Genomic DNA, 18,194 nt, shown 5'->3' on the forward strand with positions numbered 1-18,194 from the left:
CCCGAAGCTGCGCTGTTCCTTTTTCGCTATAAGAAACATTTAGTCCGAACACACAACACTTTGAGCCATGCCGCTGCTCCAGCGCGGCAGGAGAACGCATTATGAAAAGAATCAGACGGATCATCCGACCCATGCTTTGCATGGTGGTTTTGCTCATTGCCATGACCACGGGCGTCATGGGCTGCTATCAGAAAGACCCCGATCCCATTGAAGATCCCTCCGGCACCTCCGAAGTGGAGGCGACCCCCATTTCCACCGTCAACCGGCAGACGGAGCTTGCCGACGCCAAAAGCAGGAACCCCGACGCCGTGGCGTGGCTGTATATCCCCGGCGCGGAGGTGGACGACCCCGTGATGCAGGCGGAGGACAACGGCTTTTACCTCAACCGGGACGAGCTGCGGGAGTACAGCACATGGGGCTGCTACTACGCCGACTGCCGGAACCATCTCAGCGGGCGGGACGCGCTGGATACCAACACCGTCATCTACGGCCACTCTGCCAACGACTGCGACCCGGACGGTGTGCGGTTTACCAAGCTGCACCGCTATATGGACGCGGACTTCGTGAAGGAGAACCCCTACATCTACCTTTCTGTGGACGGGGACGACCTGATTTTCCAGATCACCGCCCTGTTTATTACGGACGTCGGCTTCGACTATATTGACCCCAATCCCATGGGGAGTAAGCTCACCGAGTTCTTCCAGACCGTGGAGAAGAAAAACTGGCTGGATATTGACGGTGTGACCTTCTCCGAGGGGGATACCTTCCTGACCCTCTCCACCTGCTGCCGGAAGTACGACAAGACCAACAGCGGCAATCAGCGGCTTGTGGTCATGGCAAAGCTGCTGCCGGAGGGGGCCACGGAACAGGCGTTCACCGTCAAGCTGGTGAAGAAGCCGGAAATGCCCTGAAAGAAATCAGAATACGACGATAATAGGACACCCATCCTTGCGGTACTGAAAAGCAGCGTATGGTATAGGGAAAACGGCGGCTGCTCTGTACGGGGCAGCCGTCGTTTTTGCTGTCCCAACATTTTTCAGATGAAAGGGACCTATGCGTATGACAGGAGAGCACAGGAGGTGCCGCTAATGCTGCGGCGACGAGCCACGCCGGGAGCATAGCCGGGCGATACCCGGACACCGTAGGATACCTATGCCCTCCGACAGCCGCCGACAATTTCCATACTGAACCGCACCGAAGCGCCCATGCAGGCTTTTATGCCTGTGTGGGCGCTTTTTGTCGTTCCCGGCACTTTTTCGCCGTGGGCTGCCGCTCCCCGCCGCCCTTCGTTCTGGAAGGAACATCCACCCGAACAGAACGAAAGGAGCGCAGCATGAGCCGCGAGAAAAATATTTTTGAGAAATTTCCGCAAAAATGGCCAAAAGGGGTGTTTGCAAGACGAGTAGGGGGTGAAAGGGGAAACAACGACCTGCCTTCCGGCGCGAAGGGAGGTGAGAAAATGGACCTCGACCGTCACGACGAACACAAGCAGCACGCCTTTGACAGCTTTTGCAAAAAGGTGATACGGTGCGAAGCCTACAACGCCTACCGCGCAATCGGGCGCCGGCAGGATCTTGAGATCCCGTTCAGCCAGTTGCCGGAGGAGGCGATGGAGGCACTTGCGACCTGGGACGTCTACCCCTGGGAATACACATCCTTCCCCGTGGGCGGCGACGTGATCCTCATTAAGGATGACCGGCTGGCCGACGCGCTGACCGCCCTGCCGCAGAGATTCCGGGATATCCTTCTGATGTACTGGTTCCTGGAGTTGGCAGACCGGGAGATCGGCGAGAGGCTGAGCCTGTCCCGGAGAACGGTCAACAACCGCAGGCAGCAGGCCTATGAGCTGCTGAAAAGGCTGATGGGAGGTGACGCGAATGAGTAAGCGCAGAACCGCGCGAAGCAGCCTGATCCCTTACCCGGTGATCGCCGCCGCCGTGCGGGGCGACCCGGAAGCCGTAAACCGTGTGCTGGACCACTATTCCGGCTACATAGCGGCACTGTCCATGCGTAGGGGCTGCAATCAGAACGGAAACCCCTGCTTTGCTGTGGACGAGGAGATCCGCCGTCGAATTGAGACGAAGCTGATCGTCGCCATCCTGAGTTTCGACCTGAACTGAACCCAGGCAGGCCTTAACCGTGCGCCCCCCTTTCCGCGCGGCTGAGCCCTTTGCTCCTTGACAAAGAAAGCCCGGCAAATCCCGGCGCAGCATAGAGCAGACGGATACATTCCCGTCTGTGCGGAGCCATACGGCCGGTGCGCCATGACCCTCCAACGGGGCGAGCGATATCCACCGGGACGCAAAGCGGGCAAGGCAGCCCGCGGGCCACGATGCACAGGCGGGGCGATACTCCCTTGCAGTCATAGTCCGGGCGTGCAGCCGTATTCAGGCGGTGAGGCGTCGCAGGCAATGAGCAGGGCCGCGCGAGAACCGTGCGGGGGGTGGGATTCCCGTGGAGCTGAAAAGCCATTCAGCCGTCCGTTTCTGCTGTTCTTTGTAAGCTATCAAAAAATGATTTGTTTTCAGACGATTAGAAAGGGGCTAACTATGCAAACGACCGTTTCATCCGAAAAGAAATACGCCCCGCCGAGGCGGAGCGAAAAACAGATCGGCAACACAACCTTTATCGTCAATTCCTTCTTTCGGGAAAAGGGCGATGAGGGTATTGCCGTAAAGCTGGAACGTCTGATGAAAGCGGACGTTCAGAAAGAAGCTACAACTTAATTCTCCCAAACAGGCAGACAGGGACAAAAAGACGCGGTATAATGAAGGTGACTTCAAAACCGTGTTTGACTGCCGGATGGGAGGTTACTATGTATCATCAGTCAAACACCGCTGCCGCGCTTCAATTCCCTTACAGCGCTATGAGCGTCGAAGCTGTTACCGCTTTGTACTGCCGTTTGTCGCGTGACGATGAATTGCAGGGCGACAGCAACAGTATCATCAACCAGAAAAAGATCCTTCAACGCTATGCACTTGACCACGGCTACAAAAATTATCGCTTTTATATTGATGACGGCATTTCGGGTACGACATTTAACCGACCTGGCTTCCAGCAAATGATTGCGGATATCGAAGCCGGCCTTGTCAATCGGGTCATTATCAAGGATATGTCACGCCTGGGCCGTGATTATCTGCAAGTGGGCATGTATACCGAGATCATGTTCCCGGAGCATGACATTCACTTTATTGCTGTCAACGATGGCGTGGACAGCACCCAGGGTGATAATGAGTTCACCCCTTTTCGGAACATCATCAATGAGTGGTATGCGAAAGACACCAGTAAGAAGATCCGTGCCGTGATGAAGGTCAAGGGCAACGCTGGCGAGCATCTGACGACCCTGCCGCCCTATGGCTACATGAAGTCTCCTGACAACAAAAAGCTGTGGGTCAGGGACGAGGACGCCGCAGCGGTGGTCTATGAGATCGGCCTATATGTGATGGACGGCTTCGGGCCGTCTCAGATTGCAAGAAAGCTGACAGAGCGAAGGATCTTGACCCCGGCCGCCTATTATGCCAGCAAGGGCCGGAAAGCAAGTAATATCAAGCGGGGTTTGCCCTACGCATGGGATGCCTCCACCGTAGCGGATATTATGGACCGCTGGCGGGAGTACCTGGGGCACACGGTCAATTTCAAGACAAGGAAGAAGTCCTACAAGAGCAAAAAGGTCATCCATAATCCGGAAAGTGAGTGGATGATCTTTGAGAACACCCATGACCCGATCTGGACGGAGGCAATCGCAGACGCCGCGAGAGCAGCAAGGCAGACGCGCCGGCGTCCTACAAAAATGGGAGAAATGGGGATGTTCTCCGGCATGATGTTCTGCGCAGACTGCGGATCTGTCATGTATCAATGCAGGGCCACCAACTTCCGGCGCGAGCAGGAATACTACCTGTGCGCCGGCTACCGAAAGAGCCGTGACTTCTGCGGTCAGACCCATTCCATCCGCACGGTGATCTTGGAGGAATTGATTCTGGAAAACCTGCGGGAGATCGTTTCCTTCGCCTCCCGCAGTAAGGACGAATTTGTGAGGCTGGTCATGGACAGCGACCTGCGGCAGCGTAACCGGGATCTTGTAAAGAGGAAACGGCAGCTTACCGATTCCGAGAAGCGGATCACTGAGCTGGATGCTATCTTCAAGCGGCTCTATGAGGACAACATTTCGGGCAAACTCTCCGATGAACGCTTTCAGAAGCTCTCTGCGGACTACGAGAAGGAAGAACAGGAGCTCAAGGTGCTGGTAAACTCCCTTCGGAAAGAAGTGGAGCTGGAGGAAAGCAAATCGGCGGATGTAGATCGTTTTCTCTCCGTTGTGGAGAGGTATACGGATATCCCGGAACTCACGCCCTGCATCCTCCATGAGTTCGTGGAGAAAATCATCGTCCATGCGGCCAGCGACCCGAAGGGCAAGAACCGGACGCAGGAGATCGATATTTACTACAAGGGCATCGGGGCCTTGGAAATGTCAAAAGTCACGGCATCAATGGAAAAATGAGAAAACGGTACAGCCGAAGCTATACCGTTCTCTCTTTCCTCACGATGTTTTCTTATCGGGAGCAGCCTTCCGCCTCTTGCTTTTTTTTTCGTTTCCGGGTAAAATAATGGCACTGTCAGAAGGAGGTCCGATGTAAATGACCCGTGACGAAGCCTTTGAATTTCTGGACCGCGCCGCCCGCGGCATCGCGGAAATGTTCGGCTCCTCCTGTGAGACTCTGGTCCACGATATGGGCGTGCCCACCCACCCCATTCTGTCCATTTATAACGGGCATGTCTCCGGCCGGGAGGTGGGCTCCACCTTGGATATCCTGGGCACCGCCCGGGAGCTGGACCCCGAGGCCCGGAGCAGCGATCAGGTGAACCTGTATGCCACCACCCCCTCCGGCCAGCAGATCAAATCCTCCACCTTTCATCTCATCGGAGAGGACTACAATCTGGCCCTGGGCATCAACTTTGACTACACCTCCCTTGTCTACGCCAATCGCATTCTGGTGGACCTGATGAGTGCGGAGGCCGACCTCAAGACCGCCCTGTGGCAGGGCGGTGACTCCGCCCTGGCCGACCTTTTCGACGAGTGTCTCTCCGCCGTGGGAAAGCCCGTGGATGCCCTGAGCAAGGCGGACCGCCTGAAGATCGTGGCCATGATGGACCAGAAAAACGCGTTTTCCTACCGGAAATCGGTGCCCTTTGCCGCCCGGCGGCTGGGCGTGAGCCGCTACACGGTGTACAAATATCTCGACGAGCTGGCCCAGCGGGAGGGAGCCCCTCACGCGTAATGCAGCGCATGGGTATCCGGCCCGTCTTTTCAGGAAAGGAAGCATCAATTATGTATCAAAAAGAAATCGAGGCATATTGGAACGACCCTGCTCGGGAGCGGGAGCTGGTCGCCGCCATCTCCCGGCTGGTGGGCGTTAAGAGCGTGAAGGGCGAGGCCGAACCCGGCAAGCCCTTTGGCCCGGGCCCTGCCGCCGCGCTTACGGAGGCCCTGTCCCTCTGCAAAGAGTTGGGGTTTGCTGTCACCGACTATGACCACTATGTCGGCCTTGCCGACCTCAACGACAAGGAGACCCGGCTGCACATCCTGGGCCACTTGGACGTAGTGGGCGAGGGCTCCGGCTGGTCCACCGATCCCTATACCTGTGTGGAGCGGGACGGAATTCTCTATGGCCGCGGCGTCTCCGACGACAAGGGCCCCGTAGTCTGCGCCCTCCTGGCCATGAAGGCGGTCCGTGAGCTGGGACTCCCCGTGAGCGCCAACGCCCGGCTGATCCTGGGCACCGATGAGGAGAGCGGTTCCGCCGACATCGCCTATTATTACGCCCGGGAGCCTTACGCCCCCTACGCCTTTACCCCAGATGCCGATTTCCCTGTCATCAACATCGAGAAGGGACATTACCATCCCGATTTCGGCACGCGGTGGGAGCGCTCCGGCGCGCTTCCCCGGGTGGCCGCCATGACCGGCGGTTTCCGTCAGAATGTGGTTCCCCCCGAGGCCGAGTGTATGATCCTGGGCCTCTTTGACCGGGACGTCCAGTCCGCCTGTGACGAAGTGGCCCGGACCACCGGCGCGTCCTTCCTGGTAAACGGCTCCGCCAGCGGCTGCCACATCCACTGTGAGGGCAAAAATGCCCATGCCGCCTCCCCCGACGACGGTATCAACGCCATCGCCGCCCTCCTGGAGGTATTGGCACGCCTCCCTCTGGCCGACTGCGGCAGCACAAAGGCCGTCCTGGCCCTACACACCCTCTTCCCCTTTGGGGACAATCGCGGCAAGGCCCTCGGCATCGCCCAGGAGGATGCCGAGTCCGGCCCCCTTACCCTGAATTTTGCGCTTCTCACCCTCACAGAGACCGGCTTTACCGCCAAATTTGACGTGCGGTTCCCCATCTGTGCCACGGAGGAAACCTGCAAGAAGGCCTGTGAGGCCGCTTTCGCGGGCTATGGCATCTCGGTCACCGGCGACCCGGACATGACCACCGTCCACTGCGTCCCCCGGGATTCCGAGCTGGTCCAGACTTTGCTGCGGTGCTATGCCGATTATACCGGCGTGGAAAACCCCCAGCCCATCGCCATCGGCGGCGGCACCTATGTCCACGATATCCCCGGCGGCGTGGCCTTCGGCTGTGATTTCCCCGGCTTTGACCCCAAGATGCACGCTGCCGACGAGCAGGCCAGCATCCCGAACCTCCTTCTCTCCTGCAAGATCTTCACCCAGGCTATCGCGGAGCTGTGCCGGTGATGGGAAGGCTGCGCGGGCGCGCCGCCGCCCTGACCGCCGCGGCCCTTCTCTGTCTGAGCCTCACGGCCTGCGGGGAGACAAAGATGACCGTCTTCGACGCCACCGCTTACGTGAAGGGCGTGCTGGACGAGACCTACAAGGGGACCTGGAACAATGCCTTTCTGGATCTGGTGGAGCTCACCGATGGGGAGGCCCAGGACGCCTACGAGGCGTCCCTGGAGCAGGAGTACCGGCGGTTTGCCTACCAGTTTGACCTGGACGAGAGCGCCCTTACGGAGGAGACCCGACAGGCGGTGTTGGATCTTCTCGCGGAGGTCTGCGCCAAGGCACAGTACAGCGTCCAGGAGGCCGTGCCCCTGGACGACACCCGATACGCCGTGGAAGTCTCCGTCCGTCCCCTGGACCTCTTTCTTCAGGTCCGTGAGGACAGTTTGGCGGATTATCAGGAGGCGTTCGCCCGGAAATACGCCGATACTGACCTCGACGCGCTCTCGCAGGACGAACAGGAACAATTCCGCACGGACTATGAAAACGACTGGGCCATGGGCATTGTATCCCTCTGCCGGGACGCCCTGGGACTTTTGAACCAACTGGATGTCGTCCCCATCCTGGTGTTGGTGGCCCCCGATGACGACGGCCTCTATTCCATGGGCGACAACGACTTTTCCAACCTCTCCGCACTGATTCTTCCCTACTGAAAAAGCCCCCCGGCGGCGCATACGCGCCGCCGGGGGGCTTTTTACCCTCTTTACCGCACGGGGATGGTCACATAGGTCCCGGTGTTGTCCACGGTGAAGTTGGTCACCGCCTCCGGCCAGTAAGTGACCTCAGGATCGACGGAGTAGAGCACCAAAGCCAGTTTGTGTCCGGCCTTCACGGTGTAATCCATGGGCTGGAGCTCCAGCGTAAGCGTATAGAACACGCCGGGCTCCACCATGTCTACCCTGTAGATCGAGGTGCGGTTCTGGATATCCATCCACCCCCGGGTGACGATCTTATTGTCAGTGGATGTCATGGAGAACTGGGTCAAATCTTTCGCGGCAAGACCGCCGCCGTACCACAGTCCGTTTGCCTCCACTGTCTCGGTGGCCACGCCCTCGCCATACTGCTCGAGCATAACCGCCTCCATGCCGCCCTCGGGCGCCAGGTCCACCAACATTGCGCTGAGGATGCCGGTGGGACGGTCCGCGCTGGCCCGCACAGTGACGGTGGGCGTGCCGCTGATGTGCATATCCTTCTCCATGTCAAAAGTGTAGACCGCGCTGGCGCCGGTAGCGCCGGCGATCATCTCCTGCTCCCAGGTATAATCCATGTCGGAGCAGTACTCGATCCACCCCTCCTCCACATCGGCCAGAGAGGTATCGAAGCTGGTGACTCCCAGATCACTGGTAAAGCGGTTCTCCCCTTCTCCTGCGGAGAGGACAACGCTCTCCACGGCGTCTCCCCAGGCATCGTAGGTGTTCCAGGAGAGATCCGTATTGCTCTGCACACGCACCTCGGCTTCCCGCTCGGCGCCGTTGTCCATGCCATAGAGATAGTGGGCGTACCAGCGTCCCAAAATGCCGTTGAGGTCCAGCCCCTCTATCTGCTCCGGGGTATAGTGGGCACCCTGGTGGAGGAGAAGCTTTACCTCCTGTCCGGCGGTCCGGAAGGCGTCGTACATCAGGTCGAACTGCTTGGGACGGACGTTGAAGTCGTTGAGCCCATGGATGATCAGCGCGCTGCACTTCAGATTCTCCGCGCCGTTTGTATAGTTGCGCTCGTCCCAAAACCGGTTGTAGTCGCCGGAGAGTGCGTCCTGCTCGGCGATCATTTCTTCCAGATAGGCCTCATAGTCTGCCTGGATGGGGGCATAGTCCGTCTCGTCCAGCTGCCGGGACATGCAGTAGTCGGCCAGGATGTTGCAGTCGTCGCCGGGATAGTAGAGCCCGCCGGCAGCGACACCTTGGGAGCGGTAATAGTCATACCAGCTTGCGATACCGGCCCGGGGCACAATGGTCTTGAGCCCCTCCACACCGGTGGAGGCCACGGCGAAGGCGGTGGACCCGGCATAGGACTGGCCGGACATTGCCACATTCCCGTTGGACCAATCGGCCTTCACCTCCACGCCGGAGTTTTTATCGCTGTACGCCTTGACACCCTCATCCCCGGCAAGCCACCGGACCACGGAGGCAAAGGCGGCCGTCTCGTCGGCGCTGGCGCAGGTCTCAAAGCCGTCGGAGCCCAAGGTACCCAGACCGGAACAGGAGACGTAGGCATAGCCGCGGACCAGCCAGTAGTCGTAAGCGTCCACATTCTCTGTATTGCCCCACACATCTCCACCGTCTCCGGCCGCGCCGGCGCCGCCAGCGGTCTGCACCTCCAGCGTGGCGGGTCCCGGCTCGCTGGAGGCGTGCCAGTCCCAGTCCTCCTTGCCGGTGGAGGTGGATGCCGTGTCTTCGGTGAGCCGGGCGTCCACGATGTGCGCATTCCAGGTATCCAGATCATAGGCGTCGGTACACCCGGCGGAATAGGGCCGGGCCTCAAAGATGGAGGCGGCCTTCATGCCCCTGTCTGTGGCGGCGGGACGCTGGACGAGCACCTGCACCTTGTCCGCCTTGCCGTCCCCGTCGGTATCCGCATCGGTCTCCACGTAGACCACTTCGCGGATCACGGTATCATAGGGGAAGATGGGCAGTGCCGCGCCGTCCACAAAATAGGGGGCGGGGGCCTCGGCGTGCAGGGCATCGTAGAGAGGCTTTACGGCCTCGTACAGATCTGTCAGCTCGCCCTCATCCTTGATCCTGCCGGCAAGATCGCCGGACAGGCCCAGGCTGGCCATCAGACAGGCGCTGTCATAGGAGCCGTACGCGCCGATCTGCGCCTCGGTGAGCCCCGCCCAGCGCAGCAGCACTGTGACGGCATCCGCCCGGGTGGCAGGAATGGAAGGGCGGAAAGCGCCGGAACCGTCGCCCTGCATCAGACCCTTGTCCCGGAGCAGGTTAACGGCTGCCCTGCACTCGTCCTCCTCCTCCACATCCGAAAAGGCGCTTGGCTGGGCTGCATAGCCTTCCAGCTCGTCGGCATAGCCGCACAGCTCTGCCAGGCGCTGGGCCAGTGCTCCGCGGTCCATACCCGCAGACTTCTCCGCCAAGGCCGCCGGGAACAGCGAGACCGCCAGCGCCAGGCTTAAGAACACGCTGAAAATTCGCTTCAAATATAACACCTCCAAAATCATTTCGTACCGGTAAACAGCATATCAGAAATTTCGCCGGGATGCAACATATGGAGGGGCCGGGACGGCTTTTCCCATCCCGGCCCCATTGCCGCTTCCATTGCGTTTTCAGCTCTGATGCGCTTTCGCCGCCCCCACAAAGGCCCGGAAGAGCGGGTGGGCCTTGTTGGGTCTGGACTTGAGCTCCGGGTGGAACTGGACCCCCACGAACCAGGGATGGTCGGGCAGCTCCACCATCTCCACCAGCCGCCCGTCCGGGGAAAGTCCTGCCAGGCGGAGCCCTTTCGCCGTCAGCACCTCCCGGTAGGGGTTGTTGAACTCATAGCGGTGGCGGTGCCGCTCGGAGATGGCATCGGCGCCATAGGCGGCGTAGCAGGGACCTCCGTGTCCGGTCAAACGGCAGGGGTAGGCGCCCAGACGCATGGTGCCGCCCTTTGCGGTGACCCCCACCTGGTCGGGCATCAGATCGATGACGGGATAGGGCGTCTCCGGCGCGAGCTCACTGGAGTGGGCTCCTGTCAACCCCGCCACATTTCGGGCGAACTCCACCACCGCCATCTGCATCCCCAGGCAGATGCCAAAATAGGGCACGCCGGTTTCCCGGGCGTACCGTACGGCGGAGAGCATACCGTCAATGCCCCTGCTCCCGAAGCCTCCGGGCACCAGCACGCCGTCACAGCCGTCCAGCCGCCGCCCGACGTTCTCATCGGTGACCTCCTCGGAATCCACCCACCGGATATCCACCTTCACGTCGTTTTCAATGCCGCCGTGGGCCAGGGCCTCCACCACGGAGAGGTAGGCGTCGTGGAGTCCCACGTACTTGCCCACCAGGGCGATCTCCACGCGGCGGACGGCCGCCTTCTCCCGCTCCACCATGGCGGTCCACTCCGCCAGATCCGGCGGCGCGGCGGTAAGCCCCAGACGCCGGCACACCACGGCGGCCAGCCCCTCCTTCTCCAGCATCAACGGCACCTCGTAGAGAGAGGGGGCGGTGAGGTTGGGGATGACGTTTTCGGGCGGGATGTTGCAAAAGAGGGATATCTTATTTCGGATGTCCTCAGGCACCTCATGCTCCGAGCGGCACACAATGACGTCCGGCTGGATACCCAGGGCCAGCAGCTCTTTGGCAGAGTGCTGCGTGGGTTTGGATTTGAGCTCATTGGAACCGGGGATGGCCACGATGAGGGAGACGTGGATGTACATCACGTCCTGCCGTCCCACCTCCGCGCTCACCTGTCGGATGGCCTCCAAAAAGGGCTGGGACTCGATATCGCCCACGGTGCCCCCGATCTCAGTGATGACCACATCCACATCGCCCCGGCGGCCCACCCGGTAGATGCGCTCCTTGATCTCATCCGTGATATGAGGGATAACCTGGACCGTACCGCCCAGATAGCCCCCCTCCCGCTCCCGGTTGAGGACGGTCCAGTATACCTTGCCGGAGGTGACGGAGGAGTCCACCGTCAGATTTTCATCGGTAAATCGCTCATAGTGTCCCAGGTCGAGATCGGTCTCGGCCCCGTCGTCAGTGACGAATACTTCGCCGTGCTGGTAGGGGTTCATCGTGCCGGGGTCCACGTTGAGATAGGGGTCAAACTTCTGAAGGGCCACTTTGAGCCCTCTCTGTTTGAGGAGCCTCCCCAGCGACGCCGCCGTGATCCCCTTACCCAGCCCGGATACCACGCCGCCGGTGACAAAAATGTACTTGACCGCCATCGTTCATTCCTCCCATTCCGCATGGGACGCCTTTGTCCCGGGACCCCGTTGTCCCCTGCCTTTTCCTTACAAAAAAATCCTATTTATTCTACGCCCGAATCCGGGGCCGCGTCAAGCCAAAAGTCAACGTTTTATGGCGTGATTTCCATCCACTGCCGCTCTCCCTTCTCCTCGTGCCTGGGATAGGGCTCCCGGATATCCGCCAATCCCAGAATGTAGTCCACACTGGTGTGATAAAAACGGGCCAGCGCGATCAGAGCCGGCGCAGGCACGTTCAAATTTCCGCGTACATAATCGGAATAGGTTGGCTGGCGGATGTTCAAGACCTCGGCCAGATTTTTTTGCTTCAGGTCTGCATCCTCACGGAGCGCCCGGATACGATCATACATCTCTGTCACCTCACAGATAGTATGCCATAATAGAAAATTCCTTGTTGGATTTTAAGGGGTTTTCCCTTAAAATAGAGCCGTCTTAAGACCTGCTTGCCTATCGGGAATATCCATCGAAGGGGGATTTTTTGACTGTCCTGGTTCTTTATGCCGCTGCACAACTCATCTGCCAGGGCGGACCTCCTGTTTTTCCGTTTGCCGCCCTGATCCAGACGCTGCTTCTGTTGACCACAGTCCCGGCAATTGCCCCCAGAGACACGGAGGATAGCCTCTTGTGAGCCGTCCAGACAAAGTGGGCCCATGGAAAATTTCCATGGGCCCGCTTTTCTTGCCGCCGCTCTATTTGTGGTACAGCTTGTTGGTCTCGTAGGTAGGTTCACAGGTAAGGCGCATGCCGAGCTTTGCATAGGTGCCGGAGTCCGCCGGGGAGAGGATGACGGAGGAATGGGCCTCGCACTCCCGAAGCTCGGAGAGCTTGTCCAGCGCCCGCCGGGCCAGGGGATTGGTGGTGGCGCTGATGGCCAGAGCGATGAGGGTCTCATCGGAGTGGAGCCTGGGATTTGCGCTTCCCAAATGCTTGACCTTCACGGTCTGGATGGGCTCGATGGCCTCCCGGGAGATGAGGTGGTGCTCATGGCCGATCCCGGCCAGGCGCTTGAGGGCGTTGAGGAGCGTGGAGGAGGAGGCCCCCATGAGATCCGTGGTCTTTCCTGTCACCACTTCGCCGTCGGGCAGCTCGATGGCAGCAGCGGGGTTGCCGGTCTCCTCGGCCACGGCGCCGGCAGCGGCCACCACAGGCCGGATGGAGGCGTCCACCTTGGCCTGCTGCATCAGCAGCTCCAGTTTGTACACCGTCTCGTCCCCACAGCGGCCCTGGCGCCGGTCGCACAGAGCCGCGTAATACCGCCGGACGATCTCCTGGCGGGCGGCGGCGCAGACGGCCGCGTCGTCCACAATGCAGCTGCCCGCCAGGTTAACCCCCATATCCGTGGGGGACTTATAGGGGCACTGGCCGGTGATCTTCTCAAAAATGGCGGAGAGGACCGGGAAGATCTCCACATCCCGGTTGTAGTTGACGGTGGTGACGCCGTAGGCCTGGAGGTGGAAGGGGTCGATCATATTGACGTCGTTGAGGTCGGCAGTGGCCGCCTCATAGGCCAGGTTCACCGGATGTTGGAGCGGCAGATTCCAGATGGGGAAGGTCTCGAACTTGGCGTATCCAGCCTTCACTCCGCGCTTATATTCGTGGTAGAGCTGGGAGAGGCAGGTGGCCATCTTACCGCTGCCCGGCCCCGGAGCGGTGACCACCACCAGGGGGCGTGAGGTCTCGATATACTCATTTTTCCCGTACCCATCGTCGCTGACGATCAGGGGGATATTGTTGGGGTAGCCCGCAATGGGGTAGTGGAGAAATACCCGCATCCCCAGATCCTCCAGCCGTTTTTTGAAGGCGTCGGCGGCGCTCTGTCCGGCGTACTGAGTCACCACCACACTGCCCACATAGAGCCCCTTGCTCCGGAAAGCGTCGATGAGCCGGAGCACATCCACATCATAGGTGATGCCCAGGTCCCCCCGGATTTTGTTCTTTTCGATGTCGCTGGCGCAGATGGAGATGACGATCTCGGCGTCCTCCTTGAGCTCGCACAGCATACGAATCTTGCTGTCCGGCGCAAAGCCCGGCAGCACCCGGGAGGCGTGATGGTCGTCGAAAAGCTTGCCCCCGAACTCCAGGTAGAGCTTGTCTCCAAACTGGGCGATGCGCTCCTTGATATGGGCGGATTGGGTCTCCAAGTATTTGCGGTTGTCAAAGCCGAGCTGTTTCATCTGCCTGCACCCCTTTGTGTCCTCTTCTGTTTTATCCGATTTATTCTACCCTCCCGGCGCGGGATAGTCAAGCCGTACCCACCCTTGCGGGAGCCGCCCGCTCCGTGGTAAAATAGTGCCTGCCGGACCGGATCCGGCGCCCGCGGCCGCGCCGCGTACTTTGATAAAGGAGCATACCCCATGGACGCTATGATCCAAATCCTCGCAAAGGAATTAAGCCAGGACCCCATCCACGTGGAAAACGTGGTCAAGCTCATTGACGAGGGGAATACCATCCCCTTTATCGCCCGCTACCGCAAGGAACTCCACGGAGCCATGGACGACACCGCCCTGCGCACCCTGGCCGACCGCCTCCAGTACCTGCGCAATCTGGAAAAACGCCGGGGCGAGGTCAAGGCCGCTGTCGACGGGCAGGGAAAGCTCACTGAGGCTCTCTCCACCGCCATTGACGCCGCGGCCACCCTGGCTGAGGTGGAGGACCTGTACCGTCCCTACAGGCAAAAGCGCCGCACCCGCGCCACCGTCGCCCGTGAAAAGGGTCTGGAGCCCTTGGCCGCGCTCCTGTTCGCCCAGGGCCGGGACTGCTCCGAGCCGCTTCTTGTGGCCGCCGGCTATGTGGACCCCCAAAAAGGGGTGGAGACTCCGGAGCAGGCGCTCCAGGGCGCCTCCGACATCGTGGCCGAGCAGATCTCTGACGACGCCGCCCTGCGTAAGCGGCTGCGGGCGCTGTGGTGGTCCAAGGGGGTCCTGATCTCCACCGCCGCAAAAAAGGACCAAGGGGACTCGGTCTATCGGCTCTATTACGACTTTAAGACTCCCGTCAATCGGGTCCAGGGGCACCAGGTGCTGGCCATCAACCGGGGTGAACGGGAGGACCTCCTGAAAGTTTCGGTGGAGCTGGACCGGGAGACCGCTCTCATCACGGTCCGCCGGAGCGTCCTGATCCCCGGCTCTCCCGCCATGCCCTTTGTCCGCAGTGCAGCGGAGGACGCCTATGACCGCCTCATCGCCCCCTCGGTGGAGCGCGAGATCCGAAATATGCTCACCGAGCAGGCCGACGAAGGGGCTATCCGGATGTTCGGGCTCAACCTCAAGCCCCTTCTCATGCAGCCGCCGGTAAAGGGCTTTGTCACCATGGGGCTGGACCCCGGCTACCGCAACGGCTGCAAGGTGGCTGTGGTGGACGGCACCGGAAAGGTTCTGGACACGGCGGTGGTCTACCCCACCTTCAGCGAACGCAAAAAGCAGGAGGCCATCGACGTTCTCTCCCGCCTCATCAAAAAGCACGGCGTGGCGCACATCGCCATCGGCAATGGCACCGCCAGCCGCGAGACCGAGCAGATGGCGGTAGAGCTCATCCAGGCCGTGGGCGGCGGCGTGAGCTATATGATCGTCAGTGAGGCAGGGGCCAGCGTGTACTCCGCCTCCAAGCTGGCCGCCGAAGAGTTTCCCGACTATGACGTAAACCTCCGCTCGGCCGTTTCCATCGCCCGGCGGCTCCAGGACCCCTTGGCGGAGCTGGTGAAGATTGACCCCAAGGCCATCGGGGTGGGCCAGTATCAGCACGACATGCCCCAAGCCAGGCTGGACGAGACCCTCTCCGGTGTGGTGGAGGACTGTGTCAACGCCGTGGGGGTGGACCTGAACACCGCCTCCGCGCCCCTTCTCTCCCGGGTCTCCGGCCTCAGCGCCGCCACGGCCAAAAACATCGTCAGGTACCGGGAGGAGAACGGCGCCTTTACCTCCCGGAAGCAGGTGCTGAAGGTCCCCAAGCTGGGCCCCAAAGCCTTTGAACAGTGCGCGGGATTCCTCCGCGTCCCGGAGTCCAAAAATGTATTGGACCATACCGCTGTCCATCCCGAGAGCTACGCTGCGGCGGAACAGCTCCTGGCCCTGTGCGGCTACGACCTGAACGCGGTGGAGGCGGGCGGCATCGGAGACCTCCGGGATCGGGTGACCGACTTTGGCGAGGAGCGGGCCGCCCAGGCCTGCGGCGTGGGGCTTCCCACCCTGCGGGACCTGGTAGGGGAACTTATGAAGCCGGGCCGGGACCCCAGAGACGAACTGCCCAAGCCCATCCTGCGCACCGATGTAATGGAGATCAAGGACCTCAAGCCCGGCATGGAGCTCACCGGCACCGTGCGCAACGTCATCGACTTCGGTGTCTTTGTGGACATCGGCGTCCATCAGGACGGGCTGGTGCACATCTCCCAGCTCTGCGAGCGCCGCGTCCGTCACCCCAGCGAGGTCTGCGCCGTCGGCGATATCGTCATGGTATGGGTGCTGGAGGTGGACGAGAAAAAAAAGCGCATCTCCCTGACCATGAAAAAGCCCAAGGGCGATCTGTAAAGGGGGCCTATCCCATATGGTGCTGTCCTTCGACGAGGCGGGCGAACTGCTGGATGCCATGGCGGAGTCCTTCCCGCCAGCCTTTTTCAGCGACTTGAACGGTGGGATCCTGCTTCTCCCGGAAGCCCATCCCGACCCGGACTTTCCTCCCGGTGAAATGTACATCATGGGGGAATACTGCAACGATCAGATGGGCCGGTATATCAATCTCTATTACGGCTCCTTTGCAGTGCTGGCCGAAGAGGAGGATTGGACGCGGCGGAATTGGGAGGAGGAGCTCTACGAGACCCTGGCCCATGAGTTTACCCATCATATCGAGGGGCTGGCCGGGGAGCGCGGGCTTGAAGTCAAGGACGAGGCCTTTCTGGATCGCTATCGTGACCAATAAAAAATAGGGCGCTGCCGAGCATGCTCGGCAGCGCCCTATTTTTTACTTCTGCCAATCCGCAGGATAGACAAAGTAGAGAAATCGCGCCCGATCCCGGACGGAGAACTGGATCTCGCTTCCCTTGGGAATATGGATCACCTCGCCGGGCCCGGCGGAGACGGTCTCCCCTCCTGCCAGGATATCCAGCCGCCCCTCGATCACATAATCCATCTCGTCATATGTGAGCTTCCAGGGAAAGGTGGTCTCCTCCATCACCATGAGACCGCAGCCCAGACGGGGCGCCTCTTCCAGAGAAAAGAGGTCCTTTGTCCACACCCGGTCCCCGCTGCGCCCGGTGTCCAGCCGGTCCCGTTCGGTCACCTGTATGGCGGGGACCGCCACACTTCGTACGCCGTGTCCGCGGCCGCATCCCGCGGCAGCGCCCAGCTTTTCCAACAGTACCTGCCGCACCAGCGCCTCCAGCGCGGCCTTATCCAGCTCAGCCATATGTCTTCTCCTTTCCAGTGATGAGCATGGCCACTGCCACAGCGGTAACACCGCCCACCAGCTTTCCCACAATCATAGGAAAGATCATGGTGGAGTCAAATCCCGCCGTAAACCCCAGGTGGTCGCCGAATACGAAGGCGGCCGACACGGCAAAGGCCACGTTGACCACCTTGCCTCTCCGATCCATCTCCCCCATCATCTGAAACATGGGAATATTGTTGGCCAGGGTAGCCACCAATCCCGCCGCCGCAATATCGTTCATCCCCAGCAGATGCCCCAGCCCCATCAGCGGCTTCCGGAATACCTTTGTAATAACGAATACCAGGGGAAACGCCCCAGCCAGCACGATGGCGATGGCGCCCACAGTGGAAAACCCCTCGTCGATGGGGTTCATCCCCGGAATGAGCACAAGACCGGTCAGGGTCTCCACAATGGCGGCGGCCAGGCCCACGGTAATGACGATCACCACGATCTTTCCAAACACGGTAAATCCCTTTACCATGCCCCCGGGAATGAGCCATAGCCCCACCGCAATGAGCACGGCGATGAGCACGATAGGGATGAGGTTGCGGAGCACCATAGCCACCGGAAACCCCGCCGCCAGTCCGCCGGCCAGGGCCCCCAGTGGGATGGTGATAACGCCAGCCAACACGCCCTTGGCCAGGAATTCCTGGTCCTCTTTCTGAATGATACCCAGCGCCACAGGGATGGTGAACACAACGGTGGGCCCCAGCATGGCGCCCACGATCAGTCCGCCGAACTGCCCCGCCTCCGGGGTGAGCGCCAGCTCTCTGGCCAAGGGCGCGCCGCCCATATCGTTTGCCAGTATGGTCCCGGCGAACATGGCCGGGTCGGCCCCCAGGAGGGAATAGAGCGGCACCACCACGGGCCGCAGGAGATTTGCCAGCACGGGCGCCAGGCAGATGATGCCGATCATGGCCAGTGCCAGGGATCCCATGGCGAGGATGCCCTCTTCAAACTTCTCACCCAGCCCGAACTTGTTCCCGATGATACGATCCAAGGCCCCCAGGGCCATAAACAGGACCATGATATAGACGATGATCTCGTTAATGGACAAAATATTGCCCC

16 protein-coding genes are annotated in these 18,194 nt (G+C 60.5%); 10 read left to right on the top strand and 6 right to left on the bottom strand.

Annotated features, from left to right (window positions below; translation table 11 throughout):
* Positions 1 to 101 precede the first annotated feature (101 nt).
* From SRB521_RS12810 to SRB521_RS12845, 8 genes are all read left to right on the top strand, one after another.
* Positions 102 to 911 (top strand): class B sortase, encoded by an 810-nt coding sequence (locus tag SRB521_RS12810; RefSeq protein ID WP_116722152.1) that lies wholly within the window; start codon positions 102 to 104, stop codon positions 909 to 911.
* A 548-nt stretch (positions 912 to 1,459) separates the two neighbouring features.
* A complete protein-coding gene (locus SRB521_RS12815; RefSeq protein WP_242976565.1) occupies positions 1,460 to 1,885 on the top strand; it encodes a sigma-70 family RNA polymerase sigma factor in 426 nt (141 codons plus the stop codon).
* A complete protein-coding gene (locus SRB521_RS12820; protein ID WP_116722154.1) occupies positions 1,878 to 2,120 on the top strand; it encodes a helix-turn-helix domain-containing protein in 243 nt (80 codons plus the stop codon). Before SRB521_RS12815 ends, SRB521_RS12820 begins: the two co-directional genes overlap by 8 nt.
* A gap of 429 nt (positions 2,121 to 2,549) precedes the next feature.
* On the top strand, positions 2,550 to 2,726 hold the full coding sequence (locus tag SRB521_RS16355; protein ID WP_207215975.1) for a transposon-encoded TnpW family protein: 177 nt from the start codon (positions 2,550 to 2,552) through the stop codon (positions 2,724 to 2,726).
* Positions 2,727 to 2,815: 89 nt separating this feature from the next.
* Entirely contained in the window at positions 2,816 to 4,498 is a 1,683-nt protein-coding gene (locus tag SRB521_RS12830; protein ID WP_207215976.1) for a recombinase family protein, read from the top strand.
* Between the two features lie 136 nt (positions 4,499 to 4,634).
* Positions 4,635 to 5,276, top strand: a complete 642-nt coding sequence (locus SRB521_RS12835) for a helix-turn-helix transcriptional regulator (RefSeq protein WP_075704461.1) — start codon at positions 4,635 to 4,637, stop codon at positions 5,274 to 5,276.
* A 50-nt stretch (positions 5,277 to 5,326) separates the two neighbouring features.
* The gene (locus SRB521_RS12840) at positions 5,327 to 6,739 is read left to right on the top strand and encodes a M20 family metallopeptidase (RefSeq protein ID WP_116722157.1); all 1,413 of its coding nucleotides are present in this window, start codon (positions 5,327 to 5,329) and stop codon (positions 6,737 to 6,739) included.
* Complete coding sequence (locus SRB521_RS12845; RefSeq protein ID WP_075704463.1) at positions 6,739 to 7,437, top strand: hypothetical protein; 699 nt, start codon at positions 6,739 to 6,741, stop codon at positions 7,435 to 7,437. Before SRB521_RS12840 ends, SRB521_RS12845 begins: the two co-directional genes overlap by 1 nt.
* Positions 7,438 to 7,487: 50 nt before the next feature.
* Here SRB521_RS12845 and SRB521_RS12850 read toward each other — a convergent pair whose 3' ends face one another.
* The 4 genes from SRB521_RS12850 to SRB521_RS12865 all read right to left on the bottom strand — a co-directional run bounded on the left by SRB521_RS12850 (position 7,488) and on the right by SRB521_RS12865 (position 13,882).
* Positions 7,488 to 9,935, bottom strand: coding sequence for a CocE/NonD family hydrolase (locus SRB521_RS12850; protein WP_165366639.1), 2,448 nt, complete (start codon positions 9,933 to 9,935; stop codon positions 7,488 to 7,490).
* Positions 9,936 to 10,061: 126 nt separating this feature from the next.
* On the bottom strand, positions 10,062 to 11,669 hold the full coding sequence (locus SRB521_RS12855; RefSeq protein WP_033117347.1) for a CTP synthase: 1,608 nt from the start codon (positions 11,667 to 11,669) through the stop codon (positions 10,062 to 10,064).
* Positions 11,670 to 11,800: 131 nt separating this feature from the next.
* Positions 11,801 to 12,058, bottom strand: a complete 258-nt coding sequence (locus SRB521_RS12860) for a helix-turn-helix domain-containing protein (RefSeq protein ID WP_033117346.1) — start codon at positions 12,056 to 12,058, stop codon at positions 11,801 to 11,803.
* 339 nt (positions 12,059 to 12,397) lie between these two features.
* Positions 12,398 to 13,882: a DUF1846 domain-containing protein gene (locus SRB521_RS12865; RefSeq protein WP_116722159.1), complete on the bottom strand. Its 1,485-nt coding sequence runs from the start codon at positions 13,880 to 13,882 to the stop codon at positions 12,398 to 12,400.
* A 180-nt stretch (positions 13,883 to 14,062) separates the two neighbouring features.
* On the opposite strand from SRB521_RS12865, the gene SRB521_RS12870 reads away from it, so the two are divergent.
* Together SRB521_RS12870 and SRB521_RS12875 are read left to right on the top strand one after the other, a co-directional pair.
* Positions 14,063 to 16,231 carry a Tex family protein gene (locus tag SRB521_RS12870; protein ID WP_075704469.1) on the top strand — a complete coding sequence of 723 codons (2,169 nt, stop codon included), beginning with the start codon at positions 14,063 to 14,065 and terminating at the stop codon, positions 16,229 to 16,231.
* Positions 16,232 to 16,247: 16 nt separating this feature from the next.
* Positions 16,248 to 16,619 (top strand): metallopeptidase family protein, encoded by a 372-nt coding sequence (locus tag SRB521_RS12875; RefSeq protein ID WP_075704470.1) that lies wholly within the window; start codon positions 16,248 to 16,250, stop codon positions 16,617 to 16,619.
* Positions 16,620 to 16,661: 42 nt separating this feature from the next.
* Here SRB521_RS12875 and SRB521_RS12880 read toward each other — a convergent pair whose 3' ends face one another.
* Together SRB521_RS12880 and eutH are read right to left on the bottom strand one after the other, a co-directional pair.
* Complete coding sequence (locus SRB521_RS12880) at positions 16,662 to 17,105, bottom strand: cupin domain-containing protein (protein ID WP_075704471.1); 444 nt, start codon at positions 17,103 to 17,105, stop codon at positions 16,662 to 16,664.
* Entirely contained in the window at positions 17,098 to 18,183 is a 1,086-nt protein-coding gene (eutH, locus tag SRB521_RS12885) for an ethanolamine utilization protein EutH (RefSeq protein WP_116722160.1), read from the bottom strand. The genes SRB521_RS12880 and eutH overlap by 8 nt, the downstream gene beginning before the upstream one ends.
* Positions 18,184 to 18,194: the final 11 nt, after the last annotated feature.

The sequence above is a fragment of the Intestinimonas butyriciproducens genome, from assembly GCF_004154955.1.
GTDB lineage: Bacteria > Bacillota > Clostridia > Oscillospirales > Oscillospiraceae > Intestinimonas > Intestinimonas butyriciproducens.

What these genes read in the sequence shown, in the direction of transcription:
- SRB521_RS12810 (WP_116722152.1), top strand. Translation starts at nt 102, where the DNA reads ATGAAAAGAATCAGACGGATCATCCGACCCATGCTTTGCATGGTGGTT.
- SRB521_RS12815 (WP_242976565.1), top strand. Translation starts at nt 1,460, where the DNA reads ATGGACCTCGACCGTCACGACGAACACAAGCAGCACGCCTTTGACAGC.
- SRB521_RS12820 (WP_116722154.1), top strand. Translation starts at nt 1,878, where the DNA reads ATGAGTAAGCGCAGAACCGCGCGAAGCAGCCTGATCCCTTACCCGGTG.
- SRB521_RS16355 (WP_207215975.1), top strand. Translation starts at nt 2,550, where the DNA reads ATGCAAACGACCGTTTCATCCGAAAAGAAATACGCCCCGCCGAGGCGG.
- SRB521_RS12830 (WP_207215976.1), top strand. Translation starts at nt 2,816, where the DNA reads ATGTATCATCAGTCAAACACCGCTGCCGCGCTTCAATTCCCTTACAGC.
- SRB521_RS12835 (WP_075704461.1), top strand. Translation starts at nt 4,635, where the DNA reads ATGACCCGTGACGAAGCCTTTGAATTTCTGGACCGCGCCGCCCGCGGC.
- SRB521_RS12840 (WP_116722157.1), top strand. Translation starts at nt 5,327, where the DNA reads ATGTATCAAAAAGAAATCGAGGCATATTGGAACGACCCTGCTCGGGAG.
- SRB521_RS12845 (WP_075704463.1), top strand. Translation starts at nt 6,739, where the DNA reads ATGGGAAGGCTGCGCGGGCGCGCCGCCGCCCTGACCGCCGCGGCCCTT.
- SRB521_RS12855 (WP_033117347.1), bottom strand. Translation starts at nt 11,669, where the DNA reads ATGGCGGTCAAGTACATTTTTGTCACCGGCGGCGTGGTATCCGGGCTG.
- SRB521_RS12860 (WP_033117346.1), bottom strand. Translation starts at nt 12,058, where the DNA reads ATGTATGATCGTATCCGGGCGCTCCGTGAGGATGCAGACCTGAAGCAA.
- SRB521_RS12865 (WP_116722159.1), bottom strand. Translation starts at nt 13,882, where the DNA reads ATGAAACAGCTCGGCTTTGACAACCGCAAATACTTGGAGACCCAATCC.
- SRB521_RS12870 (WP_075704469.1), top strand. Translation starts at nt 14,063, where the DNA reads ATGGACGCTATGATCCAAATCCTCGCAAAGGAATTAAGCCAGGACCCC.
- SRB521_RS12875 (WP_075704470.1), top strand. Translation starts at nt 16,248, where the DNA reads ATGGTGCTGTCCTTCGACGAGGCGGGCGAACTGCTGGATGCCATGGCG.
- SRB521_RS12880 (WP_075704471.1), bottom strand. Translation starts at nt 17,105, where the DNA reads ATGGCTGAGCTGGATAAGGCCGCGCTGGAGGCGCTGGTGCGGCAGGTA.